Annotated in this window: 10 protein-coding genes and 1 pseudogene; 6 read left to right on the forward strand and 5 right to left on the reverse strand. The window is 26.1% G+C overall.

The features are described from left to right. The 5 genes from MHJ_RS00055 to MHJ_RS00075 all read left to right on the forward strand — a co-directional run bounded on the left by MHJ_RS00055 (position 1) and on the right by MHJ_RS00075 (position 4,373). Positions 1-747, forward strand: a complete 747-nt coding sequence (locus MHJ_RS00055) for a nucleotide exchange factor GrpE (RefSeq protein ID WP_044284565.1) — start codon at positions 1-3, stop codon at positions 745-747. After that, positions 731-2,335, forward strand: a complete 1,605-nt coding sequence (gene argS, locus MHJ_RS00060; RefSeq protein ID WP_011283833.1) for an arginine--tRNA ligase — start codon at positions 731-733, stop codon at positions 2,333-2,335. The genes MHJ_RS00055 and argS overlap by 17 nt, the downstream gene beginning before the upstream one ends. Positions 2,336-2,339: 4 nt before the next feature. Beyond that, positions 2,340-2,585: a DNA-directed RNA polymerase subunit delta gene (gene rpoE / locus MHJ_RS00065; RefSeq protein WP_011283834.1), complete on the forward strand. Its 246-nt coding sequence runs from the start codon at positions 2,340-2,342 to the stop codon at positions 2,583-2,585. A gap of 72 nt (positions 2,586-2,657) precedes the next feature. Beyond that, positions 2,658-3,521 carry a class II fructose-1,6-bisphosphate aldolase gene (gene fba / locus MHJ_RS00070; protein WP_011283835.1) on the forward strand — a complete coding sequence of 288 codons (864 nt, stop codon included), beginning with the start codon at positions 2,658-2,660 and terminating at the stop codon, positions 3,519-3,521. Positions 3,522-3,527: 6 nt separating this feature from the next. After that, positions 3,528-4,373, forward strand: a complete 846-nt coding sequence (locus MHJ_RS00075) for a pseudouridine synthase family protein (protein ID WP_011283836.1) — start codon at positions 3,528-3,530, stop codon at positions 4,371-4,373. 737 nt (positions 4,374-5,110) lie between these two features. On the opposite strand, the pseudogene MHJ_RS00085 reads toward MHJ_RS00075, so the two are convergent. The 5 genes and pseudogenes from MHJ_RS00085 to MHJ_RS00105 form a co-directional block, all read right to left on the reverse strand. Next, positions 5,111-5,437, reverse strand: a pseudogene (locus MHJ_RS00085) (ABC transporter ATP-binding protein); the annotation flags it as partial. Positions 5,438-5,495: 58 nt separating this feature from the next. Next, the gene (locus MHJ_RS00090; protein WP_011283839.1) at positions 5,496-7,763 is read right to left on the reverse strand and encodes an ABC transporter ATP-binding protein/permease; all 2,268 of its coding nucleotides are present in this window, start codon (positions 7,761-7,763) and stop codon (positions 5,496-5,498) included. 193 nt (positions 7,764-7,956) lie between these two features. Then, a complete protein-coding gene (locus MHJ_RS00095) occupies positions 7,957-10,197 on the reverse strand; it encodes an ATP-binding cassette domain-containing protein (RefSeq protein ID WP_011283840.1) in 2,241 nt (746 codons plus the stop codon). 73 nt (positions 10,198-10,270) lie between these two features. Beyond that, a complete protein-coding gene (locus MHJ_RS00100; protein WP_011283841.1) occupies positions 10,271-12,598 on the reverse strand; it encodes an ABC transporter ATP-binding protein/permease in 2,328 nt (775 codons plus the stop codon). Further along, positions 12,585-13,406 carry a hypothetical protein gene (locus tag MHJ_RS00105; RefSeq protein WP_237697225.1) on the reverse strand — a complete coding sequence of 274 codons (822 nt, stop codon included), beginning with the start codon at positions 13,404-13,406 and terminating at the stop codon, positions 12,585-12,587. The genes MHJ_RS00100 and MHJ_RS00105 overlap by 14 nt, the downstream gene beginning before the upstream one ends. 317 nt (positions 13,407-13,723) lie before the next feature. On the opposite strand from MHJ_RS00105, the gene lepB reads away from it, so the two are divergent. Beyond that, a complete protein-coding gene (gene lepB / locus MHJ_RS00110; protein WP_014579531.1) occupies positions 13,724-14,206 on the forward strand; it encodes a signal peptidase I in 483 nt (160 codons plus the stop codon). The last annotated feature ends 195 nt before the right edge of the window (positions 14,207-14,401 follow it).

A 14,401-nucleotide genomic window follows, 5' to 3' on the forward strand; every position in this document is an offset into this window, starting at 1 on the left:
ATGGTATTTGGTGATAAAAAATTACAAGAATTTGAAAATAATTTGCAAAATTTGTCTTCTGATAATGATTTAGAAGACAAAAAAGTTATAAATCCTGATGAAAAACAAGGGCTCGAAATAGATAAAGAAGTAGAAAAAACTGAGAAAACTGAGAAAAAAACTCGTAGATTTTTGAAAAAAGAAGCAAAATTAAAAGACCTTGAAAATCAAATTCAAAATTTAACCACTAGAAATATAACTCTCGAAATCGAAGCAATTAAGTTAAAAGATAAGATCAAAAAGTTAGAGGAAGATTTTAAATCTCAGGTTAAAACTTTTGAAGAAAAAGCAACACAAAAAGTCAAAGAATTAAAACTTGATTTACAAAAAAAGCTCGAAAATGAGCAGGATTTACTTAAAAAATACAGTTTACAACCATTTTTTGAGGATTTTAGCTCGCCTTTTTTAAACCTAAAAAAAGCTATTTCTTATGGTTTAATCTCTCAAAATCCCGAAATTTCCGCGTATGTAAAAGGTTTTGAAATGCTTGTAAATCAAATTGAAAATGTAATGGAAAATTTCGGTTTAGTCAAAATATATCCTAAAATAGGTGATTTTTTTGACTCATCAGTCCACGAAATTTATGAAATAAAAACAGGGGAAAATGATAAAATCATTGAAGTTGTTTCAGAAGGTTATAAATTACACGACCGAATTGTGAAAACAGCGCTTGTTGTAGTTGGAAAACCTAATGAAGAAAAAAATTAGCCAGGCAATAATTAAATTTTTTAAAAATGAAAATTTAATTATTGATGAAAGTAAACTAATTATTGAAAAGTCAAAAAATTTTGGTGATTATAGCTCTAATGTTGCGCTAATTTTTGCTAAACAGAACAAAATTGACTCCCTAAAATTAGCACAAACGATTAAAAATCAACTACTTTCAGAAAATTTAAATTTAGAAAAAATAGAAATCGCTCCCCCCGGCTTTATTAATTTTTTTATTTCCAAAAATGAATATGCAAATATAGTTTCAGAAATTATTCAAAAAGGTGAAAATTTTGGCCGTTATTCCTTACAAAAAAAAATAAACCTTGAATTTGTTTCGGCAAACCCGACAGGTTTTTTACATCTTGGTCATCTTCGAGGCGCAGTTATTGGTGATATTTTAGCGAATATCCTTGAATTTAGCGGAAATTTTGTTTTTCGAGAGTATTATATTAATGACTTTGGTAGTCAAATTGATCGCTTGGTGGGCTCAGTTTTTTCCCGATATCAACAGATTTTTAAAAAATTCGCTCTTCCTGAAGAAGCTTATCTTGGCGAGGATATAATTTGGTGCGCGCAGAAATTTTTTCAAATTTATGCAAATAAATTTGAAAATTCATCACTTGACGATTTAGAAACTTATAAAATTTTCCGTGAAAAATCTATTGAGATTTTTCTTGACGAAATTAAAGCTGATTTGGCAAATTTATCTATAAAATTCGATGTTTTTAGCTCAGAAAGCGAACTTTTTAGGACTGAGAAAGTTCAAAAAAATTTAGCAAATTTACCTTTTGTTTATAAAAAAGAAGAGGCAATTTGGCTTAAAACTTCCAAATTTGGTGATCAAAAAGACCGTGTTTTAGTTAAAAAAAACGGAGAATTTACTTATTTTTCAAGTGATATTGCATACCATTTTGAAAAAATTAATAGTAATTTTAAGCCGGATTTTTTGATAAATATTTGGGGGGCAGACCACATTGGTTATGTTGATAGAATGAAAGCGGCCCTAAAAACTGTTAATTTAAATCAAAAATTAGATATTTTACTATATCAATTAGTAAAATTATTCAAAAATGGCCAAGAATTTAAGATGTCCAAACGAATGGGGAAAACTTTTACGATTAAGGATTTACTTGAACTTGTTGATCAAGATGCAATCCGTTATTTTATTAGTGAAAGAAGTTATAACTCACTTGTCGAATTTGATATCGGTCTAGCGGCTAAAATAAGCCTGCAAAATCCGTTGTTTTTAATTCAATATGCCCATGCAAGGGCCTCGAAATTGTTGGCAAATTCGACAATAGTTCCAGAAAAAATATTAAAATTTGAAGCTGAAAACGAGACTATTTTGATTTCAAAATTAAAACAATTTGAAGAAATTGTTTTAAAAATTACAAAAAATTATAAAATTAACCTCTTAAACAAATATTTGCTTGAATTAGCTAATCTTTTTAACTCATTTTATTCTAATTCAAAAATAATTGGTAATCAAAATCAAAATAGTCTCTTATCCCTGACAAAAGCAGTTCAAATAGTACTAAAAAATGGACTAAAATTACTTGGGATTAAAGCCAAAGAAAGGATATAAAAACGTGAAAACAATCATTTCGATTGCAATTGATTTTCTAAAAAATCGTGAATCCGCTCATTTTAGCGACATTTTTTTAGAAGTTCAAACTTCTTTGATGTCAAAATGAGAAAATCAACTACCTAATTTATCAACAGATAAAATTTTAACACTAAAACGGGGCGAATTATACAAATTACTATCAATTGATGGTAATTTTGTCCCACTCGGCGATAATTATTGAACACTTAGATCAGATCTTAACGCTTAGTTTTTTTTTTTTTTTTTTTAAAAGGTTTCGACTGCAAAAAAAAAAAAAAAAAAAAAGTATCGAAAGGGAAAAATGCAACTAGTAAATACTAAAGAAATGTTGGAAAAAGCACTGAAAAATAACTACGCAATTCCACATATTAACATTAACAATCTCGAATGAACAAAAGCGGCACTTTTAGCGGCCCAAGCAAAAAAATCACCTTTAATTATTGGCACTTCCGAGAGAGTACTGACATATATGGGCGGACTCAAAACTATTTATAATTTAGTAACAAATTTAATTGACTATTTTAAAATAACAGTCCCAGTCGCTCTCCATTTGGATCATGGAACTTATCTCACCTGCAAAGAAGCACTAAAAAACGGCTATACCTCAGTGATGTATGATGGTTCTAAAGAAAAATTTGAACTAAATTTGGAAAGGACAGAGGAAATTGTTAGGCTAGCAAACAAAGTAAATGCAACCGTTGAAGCTGAAGTTGGCCAAATTGGGGGTGAGGAAGATGGTGTAATTGGTAATGGAGAAATTGCTGATCCGGAAAATGCAAAAAAAATAACAGAAACTGGAATTACATGTCTGGCAGCTGGCATTGGTAATATTCACGGTATTTATCCCCCAGATTGAAAGTCCCTGAATTTTGAGATTTTAGAAAAAATCTCAAAAGTAACAAAGATTCCGCTGGTTTTACACGGAGGGAGCGGAATACCAAAAGACCAAATCCAGAAGGCAATAAAACTTGGGATTGCAAAAATTAATGTAAATACGGAATTACAACAGGCAAATGCGGCCGCAATTTCCGAATTTGTTCTTTCAGGAAAAGTAAAACAAGGTAAAAATTTTGATCCTCGAAAATTATTAGCACCCGGAACTGATGCCATTCAGCTTCTTATTGAAGAAAAAATCACAGAATTTGGTTCTGCAAATCAAGCATAAGTTTTAATGATTAAGTTTGTCGCAACAAAAAATCAAAGCGGCCAAAAATTAATTCAGTTAATTAAGAAAATACTTTTGAAGTCGAATTATAACGAAATTCAAAAGTATTTTCGTACTAAAAAAATAAAAGTTAATAATACTTTCCAGGAAAAGAATTATATCATAAAAGAAAAGGATATAATTTTAATTTTTTCTCAAGAAAAACTAAAAACTTTTTCAAAAAAAGTGCCTGAATTTAAGTTAAATTTGAAAATTATTTATCAAGATGAAAATATTTTACTAGTTGACAAACCTCAAAACTTACAAGTTCATGGTGGTAGATTTAACCTGGATTTAGCAGTCTGAAATTATCTAAAAATTCCAGAAAATCAAGTTTTTAAACCTTCTCATATTGGCAGACTTGATAAGAAAACTTCCGGGATTATTTTATACGGGCTGAACTATCAAAGTGTGGTCGAACTTAATCAGAAGCAAAAATTTTTTGAAAAAATTTATACTTTTAAATCAGATATAAATTTAAAAAACACTATAAAAACAGATGTTTTTATTAGAAAAAACAACTTTCAACAAAAAATGGAAGTTACTTTAAAATCACCAAACTCATTTTTTGCATCTACAACTTTTTATTCTAAAAATCAAAAAAAATTTGCCATTTTACATACTGGGAAAAAACATCAAATTCGAGTTAGCTTATCACATTTAGGATTTCCAATTTTTGGTGATGAAAAATATGGTGGGACTAGGGATAAAATACTTTATTTACATAGTTTTTCACTAAAATTTTCTGGATTAGGAGGCTTTTTATCATACTTAAATAACAGGAAATTTATTTCAAAACCAAGTTGATGGTAGGGGCAATTTTCACCATTTTATTATTCTTATTATCTAAATAAAGGCTAAAATTAACACTAGCTTATACAAGGTGTTAAGTAAAAATTCATTATTTTTATTTGAATAAACGCTAATTTCTTTATTGCCTAATTGGTTATTAATTTTATATTTTAGTGATATTAATTTGAAAAAGTTAATAAATTTGAAATTCTTATTGATTTCAACTGTTTCAGTATTTCAATTTGTGGAAATTTTTGAAATAAATACTATGTTCTGTTTGTTGATATTCTTAAAATTTTCGAAAAAATAATTGATATCTGCCAAGTAAATTTCATTACTTGATATTATTTTTTCGTTTTTATTTAAGGAATTTATTTTTTCAAAAAAAAAAAAAAAAAAGTATAAAGAAATAAACATAGAAAAAGGTAAGCATAAAAATTTTAATTAATTTTTTTTGAAAAAGTATTTTATATATAACCTTATTTTTTATTAAGGAACCAAAAACTTAAATTTCCAATATGTTTGAATTTAAGTTTTTTACAAGTCACTAGTAAACCTATATAAAATATTATTAGGGCTAAAATTGGAATATAGTTGATCAAATAATTGAAAAACTAGTGTGATTTTCTATGTGTATGTTAATTTTGCAGAATCCTGATGTGAAAACCTTTTGTAAATTTCAGGAAAATAATTGGAACTATAAAAATGAAATCTGAATTTCCCGAAAAAGCCTGTAAAATAGCGATTTTTTGCTTCTAACCGCCAGATAGATCTTTGACTTGTTGATTTAGTTTTTCACCTTGAGTATTAAGAAAATTTGCTCTTTTTTCAAGCAAATTCTGATTAAATTCTTTTTGAATTAAGCTATTTCCAATTAAAATATTATTTTTAACAGAAAGATTTTCAATTAGGTTAAAATCTTGAAAGACTGCATTAATTAAAGGGTTTTTCTCTTCATTCGCTTTTATATTTCGTTGCAAAAACAACAATCAAATTAATTAAAACTGATTTTTACCAACCAACTTTTCAACTAGAAATGTCATCTTATTTGAAATAATTTCTAGGTTAATTTTCTTAAGAATAATTTTATAACTGTTTTTTTGGTTAAATTATTAATTTATATTTTAGATATTTTTATAGTCCTTATTTTAGAAGTTGAACCACCGGTTTGCTGTAAAAAAATCATGAAATTAACAAATAAATAAAAGAAAGAATAAAAAACAATATAATTCAAACTAATAAAAAATAAAGACAAACTTGCTCATATGAAGGAAATCTGTAGTTATTGTTTGATATCGCTGAATAAATTTCAGGAGTAATTGGGACTATTAAAATTAGCCCAAAAACAAAAATTAAAAAGGCTATAAAAATTAACGTCATTCAATGGTATCCGAAAATCCGGGCTGTTTTTGCTCCCAAAGCTTTCAAAACCCCAATCATTTTCCGCTTAGAATCTGTTAAATTTTTTGCATAAAAAATTGTTAAAACCACAAGGCTAAGTGAAAAAATAATCAAAACTGTAAAAATTATTACTTGAGTGAGGGTTTGTAGGTCGAAAAATAAATTGTTGATAATAGAACTTTTTTCAATAGGTTCAAATTCTGGGAAGGTTGATTTAAATTTTTCAATATTTTCACTTAAATTTTTATGCTCAAAAAATACTTTTAAAAGTAAAGGACTCAAATTTTTTGATTCTGGAATAATAGAATGATGAAAAATAACTTCATTTTTAATCGTTGTTTTTAGATCTGTTTTAGCTTTGATATTTTGTTTTTCTTGGTCATTTTGGTCGAAAATTCCGACTATTTTGAAATTAAATATCTGTCCATTATTTTTACTTAAAGAAGAAATTTTACTATCAATTAAAGATTTTTTTTCATTAAAACTTATGTAGTCATTTAAATTCTTTGAAATTGCAATTTCATTAGAATTTTTTGGGAAATTTCCTTCTAAAAGTTTAAATTTTTTAATTTCAGGCTGATTTTCATAGTAATTTTTGGTAATTTCTACCCTTTTTAAATCGTCTGATTCTACAAAAGAGAAAATTTGATCATTTTTATCAACATTTTTTGTATTTTCAAAAAGCGTTGATTTTGGCAAATTAAAGTGAACAAAAGATAAATTAAGATTATCATTGTTAAAAGAATTATTTACTCCAACAATTAAAAGCTCCTTTTTGTTTTTATTATTTAAAAAATCGATAAATTTAATTTTTTTTCCAATTGGATCTTTAATTTCTAATTCACTAGCAAGAGCTGCCGAAATTATAATTTCATTCTCATTTTTAATAAATCGGCCTTGTAAATCGTTTGTTCCGATTTTGAATCTTTTGCTAAAAAATTCGGATTCATCAACAAAATCAACAGGAGAATTTTTTGGCTGGTTATTATTATATGAAAAAAGCATAGTTGGGGCGCTATACAACGGTAGAATTTTTACTATTTTATTGCTACTTTTTTCAATTTTATTTATTTCATCGTTTTCAAATTTATCATAATTACTGTTTTTTCTGATTAAAACTGAATCTAAATGTTCTTGAAAAATTTTCTCAGTATTGATACCCTGAACATTTGAGTTGAGCACACCGAATAAAACAATTCCAAAAATTGTGGCTAAAAATGAAAAAATTAATAAAATTGTTGTTATTATTTTTGATTTAAAATCAACAATTGACAACAAAAGCCCAGTTTTGAATTTGCCTCAAAAATTAATATGTTTTTCCTTATTTTTTTGGTGAAAACTAGAATTTTTATTATTATTTTCCTGATTTTGTCCATTTTTTTCAAAAATTTCAACATCAATAGTATCTTTTTTGATATGGATAATTTGATCTGCATATAATCTTGCCATCTCTAAATTATGACTTACAACCAAAATTGTCTTGTTGCTAGATAATTTTTTTAAACTTTCAAAGACTGCTATTCCGTTTTCTCTGTCTAAATTCCCGGTTGGTTCATCAAGTAAAATAAAGTCTGAATTTCGCGAAAAAGCACGTAAAATAGCGACTCTTTGCTTCTCGCCGCCTGATAAATCATTAGTTTTTTGTTTTAATTTTGAACTTTGAATATTAAGAAAACTCGCACTTTTTTCAAGTAAATTTAAGTTAGTTTCTTTTTGAATTAAGCTATTGCCAATTAAAATGTTATTTTTAACTGAAAGCTGTTCGATTAAGTTAAAATCCTGAAAAACTACATCAATTAAAGGATTTTTTTCTTCTTTTCCATCTTTAAAAAATAGAATTTCACCCTCATCTTTTTTAGTAAAACCGGCAATTAAATTAATTAAAGTAGTTTTTCCAATCCCAGATTTTCCAATTACAAATGTTATTTTATTTGATGGAATTTCTAGATTAATTTTGTTTAATATTAAACGGTCCGCAATTTTTTTACTTAAGTTTTTAATTTCTATCATTTTAAAAAATTATTTTTAATACAATTATTCGAAATTTTAATTAGTTGTTTTAATTTTTTTAATAGTAATTTAAATAATTTTAATTAAATTATCCCATAAATTTTATATTTTTTTGGTTTTTTGTGTTTTTGGGTCCCTTTTCAAAAAAAACCTTAACGTTTTGTATATATTTCATTCCAAAATTATCTAAAAATTATGCGATTGATCTTTTGTAATTAGTCCTTAATGTTAGTAAAGAAAAAATTGAAAAAATAAGAAATCCTGCTAATCAAACAACAAAAACATAAAAACTGATTATCGAATATGAGGGTAGCACAACATTTTGCCCTGAAATCCAGTGATAAATTTCAGGAATTAAAGGCATCAATACAACAAATCCAAAAACAAAAGCTAAAACAGAGATAAAAACACACGTCATTCAATGATAAAGAAAAATTTGTCATTGTTTGGCTTTTAAATTTTTTAAAAGCCTAATTATTTTTCTTTTTGAAGATGCTAAATTTATTGAATAAAAAATCATTGCAATCAAAGAAATGATTGATAAAAACACAGAAATCGCAATAAAAAATCAGCTTAAAACCTTTATTGGTCCTTCAAAATTGTCTCTTACTGTCTTAACTGGTTCGAGTTTCTTATATTCCGGAAAAGAATTTCAGAAATTTTTGATATTTTCATTTAAATTTTTATAGTTAAAAAAGATCTTTAAAAATATAGGTTTAAAAGTTTTTGATTTCTCAATGATAGTGTGGTGAAAAATTACTTCAGTTTTAGGAATAGAATTTTTTTCAATTTTATCGTTAAGTTCGCCATTTTGATTTTTTGAGTCGTAAACCCCAACAATTTTAAAGTCAAAATTTTGCCCTGTATTTCCACTTCATGAATACACAATGTTGTTGATTATGGAATTTTTATTAGAATTTATAAAATTTTGTAAGTTACTTGAAATTACAATTTCATCAGAATTTTTTGGGAAATTTCCTTCTAAAAGTTTAAATTTTTTAATTTCAGGCTGACTTTCATAGTAAATTTTGCTAATTTGCGCCTTTTTTGAATTCCCTGACTCTAAAAATGAGAAAATTTGGTCATTTTCTTTATTCAAGTTTTTTTGCTTATTTTTAATAAAAGTCGATTTAGGAAGATTAAAGTGAACAAAACTCAACTGTTGATTTCATTGATTAGAAGCATTATTTATTCCAACAATCAAAAGTTCTTGATCCATCCTACCATTTATATCATCAATAAATTTAATTTTTTTTCCAATGGGGTTTTCAATTTTTAACTCTTTTATTAGTTTAGATGAAATAATAATTTCATTCTCATTTCTAATAAATCTACCCTGAAAATCTTTTGTGCCAGGCTTGAATCTTTTACTAAAAAATTCGGATTCATCAACAAAATCAACATACCCGTGACTACTTTGTTGACCATTATAACTAAAACTCATATATGTAACATAAAATGGTAAAATTTTAGCAATATTTCCACCTTTTTCTTCAATTTTTTTAATTTCTTCAACCTCAAATTGATTTCCAGGACCTTTTCATATTGAAATTGAATCTAATTGGTGTTGAAAAATTTTTGACTTGCTAACAGCCTCAACCTTTGAAGTTAAGGAAAAATAGCTAACTATTCCAAAAATAGCCATAAAAAAAGCAAAAATAAGTAAGATTGTAGAAACCATTTTTAATCTAAAATCAGCAAAAACAAGCAAAAGACCAGTTTTGAATTTTGTTGAAAAACTAACTGGTTTTTGTTCAATTTTTGTTTCAAAATCAAAAATTTCACTTTTGATTTCCTCGTTTTTTTCACAAATTTCAATTTCAACTGAATTATTTTTTAAGTGAATTATTTGATCTGCATATTTTTTTGCAAGATCTAAATTACGGCTAGCAACCAAAATTGTCTTGTTTTTAGATAATTTTTTTAAACTTTCAAAGACAGCAATTTCATTTTCCTCATCAAGATTTCCGGTTGGTTCATCGAGTAAAATAAAATCTGAATTTCGCGAAAAAGCACGTAAAATACCGACTCTTTGTTTCTCGCCACCCGATAAATCTTTGACTTGTTGATTTAGTTTTTCATTTTCAATATTAAGAAAATTTGCTCTTTTTTCAAGCAAATTTTGATCAAATTCTTTTTGAATTAAGCTATTTCCAATTAAAATATTATTTTTAACAGAAAGATTTTCAATTAGGTTAAAATCCTGAAAAACTACATCAATTAAAGGATTTTTTTCTTCTTTTCCATCTTTAAAAAAGATAATTTCACCTTCATCTTTTTTAGTAAAACCAGCAATTAAATTAATTAAAGTTGATTTTCCAATTCCGGCCGCACCCACAATAAAAACAAGTTTGTTTGCAGGAATTACAAGATTAATTTTTTTAAAAATTCATTTATTAGCATCTTTTTTATTTAGATTTATAATTTTTATCATTTTTAATTAAATTATTCATATTTTTTACTTTTAGTAATTCATAATCATATTTTTTAATAAAATTTTGAAATTTTTAATTTTTTAAAAGTTGTACAACTGGTTTTCTATAAGTTCATAGCGAAGTTATTATATAAATTAAAGTTAAAATTGTAAACATTATGGCTCAAATAATTGAAAAAACAAATATAACCTGAGTATATGAGGGTTGGGCAAAATCCTGATGAGAGATTCCTTTATAAATTTCAGGAATAATTGGAACTATAAAAATAAAGCCTAAAAATAAAACTGCAAAGGATAAAATCAACAAATCGAGCCAATGATAAAATAGAATTTTTTTGGTTTGGGCACCTAAAGCCTTTAAAATTCCCACTGTTTTTCGTTTTGATCAACATAAATTTCTTGCAAAAAATCCAATAAATATAGAGAAGGTGATAGAAAAAATTATTAAAACCCCGAAAAGAATCAATTGCAGAATTATTTTAGCATTAATTAATAATCCAAGGGTTCTTTCTGCACCACCATTTATTAAAAAATAGGGATGATTTTTTTCAAAATTTTTAATATTCCGGTATAAATCATCGTTTGAAAAGTATAACCTAAGTGTGTTTGGTCTTAAGGTTTTTTGCATTTTTTGAATTTGATGATTGAGAACAACAGTTCCAAATCTACCATCAACTGCACCATTTAGTTGTTTTTCAGGTTCAAAAACCCCAACAATTTTAAGAACCACATTTTGGTTGGCTAAATTTGTGTTGGTCTCTAAAAAATCACCAATTAAATTTAACGAATCCTTCCCGATAAAACTATAATTTGAACTAATAGCGATTTCATCATAATTTTTTGGAAAATTGCCTTTTAGTAATTTTAGTTTACTAATTTCTGGTTGGTTATCGTAATAAAATTTCGAAACTTCTTTTTCTTCACCGTCTCGAATTTCGTGAACTTGGTCTACCCGAGCCGTTTTATAATTTTTACCAATTCAAGAAATCGACTCAAAAGGTTCTAATGTTTGATTTTTCAAATATTCCTTTTCAAAAATCGATTTAATTAAATTATGATGTAAATAAGAATAAGCAAAATTTTCAACTAGTTTATTATTTACTCCAACTATAGTTGCTTCAATATGCCTGAATTGATTAAGATCTAATTCTTTGTTTTTTTTATCAATTTTTGCTAAATTATAGTAAACAACATTAATTTTCTGCCCAATTGGGTTTTTAATTTTTAATACTCTAACAACATCTGTTGATATTATGATTTCATTTTCATTTTTGATAAAATTACCATCAACCTCTTTTGTATAAAGTCGTTTTTTAAAAAAATTTGACTGATCAATTGGCATAATTAGATTGTCAATTGCAAGTTTTTTAGAATAAAAAAAACCAATATTTCTCATTAAGTTTTGGTAATCCGGTATTAATTTTTCGATTTTTGAATTATTTTTTACAATCTCTTGCTGATCTTCCTCGGAAAAAGGAATTCCTATAAATGGTCTATTTATAATTACTGAGTCCATACTATATTCCTGGACCTTAGACAAATTGAGATTTTTTGCAGAAATCTGTAGTGAAGTGAACAATGTGCCCCCACTTATAAAAACAAAAAAAACAATAATTAATAAAATAAAAGTTGTTATTTTTGTTTTAAAATCGGCAAAAGCTAGCAAAAAACCAGTTTTATATTTCGTTAAAAAATTAAAAACTGGTTTTTGTTCAATTTTTGAAACAAAAGCAGAATTTTCACTCTCATTTTCTTGTGTTTTTTTCTTTTTGTCAAAAGTTTCAACATCAATAGTATCTTTTTTGATATGGATAATTTGATCTGCATATTTTTTTGCTAGTTCTAAATTGTGACTAACAACCAAAATAGTTTTGTTTTTTGATAATTTTTTTAAATTTTCAAAAACAGCAACTGCATTTTCCTCATCAAGATTTCCGGTTGGTTCATCGAGTAAAATAAAATCTGAATTTCGCGAAAAAGCACGTAAAATACCGACTCTTTGTTTCTCGCCACCCGATAAATCTTTGACTTGTTGATTTAGTTTTTCATTTTCAATATTAAGAAAATTTGCTCTTTTTTCAAGCAAATTTTGATCAAATTCTTTTTGAATTAAGCTATTTCCAATTAAAATATTATTTTTAACAGAAAGATTTTCAATTAGGTTAAAATCCTGAAAAACTACATCAATTAAAGGATTTTTTTCTTCTTTTCCATCTTTAAAAAAGATAATTTCACCTTCATCTTTTTTAGTAAAACCGGCAATTAAATTAATTAAGGTTGATTTTCCCATCCCAGATTCGCCAACTACAAAAGTTAGTTTGTTTGTGGGAATTTCTAAATTAATTTTTTCAAAAATCGATTTAGTTTCAAACTTTTTACTTAAGTTATTAATTATTATCATCTTCTTCAGGTAAATGCCCGTATTTTTCTTCGATATAACGACCTAAAATATCAGGAAATGATGTTTTAGGTTTTCTTTTTCGTCGTGTTGTAATCATTGAATTTTCAGTATTAAACATTAAAAATTCATCTTCAGTTTCTATTGCTCCTACTCCATATTGCCCATATGAAGTTACTTTGTATCTCCAACCCGTACCCGCATAAGTTATTTTAGCTTGTGGTAGGTTTTGAACACTTTTAGTAATAAATAATTCTCTAGTTCCATAATCTATTCCAATTTTTATACCTAAATTAGATCTGAAATTACCATTATATTTTATTTCCCCGCCTACCTCAAAGGAAGGGCTACCTAAGCCCGAGGTTCAAGTTTTTAAGGTTGCTTCAATATATTTTGGCTTACTTGTTATATAATATGGACTTACTTTTTTTTGATGTTTTACTGTTAAATTACTTGCTCATGCAACTTTATCTTCCCAAAATAATCCACCAAAATAAACTATGGATTTTGCTCCGAGAAGCGAGATTTCCCCTGCGTAATTATCTTGTTCAATTTTTAAATATTTATCATCTACATATTTTTGGGCTAGCGCGAATGAACTTAACGATTTAAATGGGTCCAGAGCAGAGGAAAAAATTGTAGAAGCTATTGAACTTGCATTTTTAATATTTTCTTTGCCCGAATAAAACCCGTTTGCATTTTCATTTCTAATAGAAATTGTTGTTGTGGTTGTTGTAAGAATTGTACATAAAGAACCAAAAATTCCGAAAAATAAGGATATTTTTTTTAGATTCTTTTTTAGATTTTGCATTATTACTAATTCCTTTCGGTTTTATAAGTTAGGTTTGTTGGGTTTTAACTTAAATTTTACTATGCAATAATTTTAACAAAAAAAAAAAAAAAAAAAGTAAAAATAAGGAAAGAAGAATATTTATAAAACATTGAATAATATTGAATTATTTGCAAATATCAGAATAAAAGGTCACTTCTTTACTAAATCAAATTATTTTACTATAGAATTTTATATTAATTAGTATGTTTGCCTCAAATTCAACACTTTTTATTATAAAATCAAAAATTAAAATTGTTTTTTTATGATAAAATATCAAAGAAATAAATTTAATAACTATGTTAAAATCTAAAAACTTAAGTAACAAATTTCTAAAATTTATTAAGAAAAATCGCTTAATTATTGGTGTTATTTTTATTTTTACTTGTGTTTTAATAGTTTCTGCGCTTTTTATCTTTGTCTACCAATTAATAAATGTCGAAGGAAACTCAATGTTTCCAACCTTAAAAAATGGCCAACAAATTTTTATTAACAATGTCAAAAAACCTCAGCGAAATGATGTGGTAGTTTTCAAATATAAAGATAAAATTTTAATTAAAAGATTGGCTGGAATTCCTGGTGATAAATTAGAAGTTACTGAAAATTCTATTTTAATAAATGATGAATTAGTTGCTAATTTTACTGATTTAGGTTTTTGGAAATTTAACGGAGTTATTCCCGAAGGTAAATTTTTTGCACTTGGTGATAATATAAATTTTAGTAATGATAGCCGTACTTTTGGCTTTTTTGATTTAAATGATATTAAAGGTGTTTGGGCCTAAAAGCTGTTTTTGTGGTTAAAAATTTGCCAAAATTTTAAAAATTTTATATTTATGTTAATTGTTATACTATATTTTTTCAGAAATTAACCAACAAAAAAATTTTTAGTTGGTTAAAAATTTAAATTTTTTGATTTTTAAGAAAATTTTAGTGTATAATCTGTTATTTATATAAAAAATAATAAAGAATTTTTTGGG

Origin of the sequence: Mesomycoplasma hyopneumoniae J, assembly GCF_000008205.1 — a bacterium.
GTDB lineage: Bacteria > Bacillota_I > Bacilli_A > Mycoplasmatales > Metamycoplasmataceae > Mesomycoplasma > Mesomycoplasma hyopneumoniae.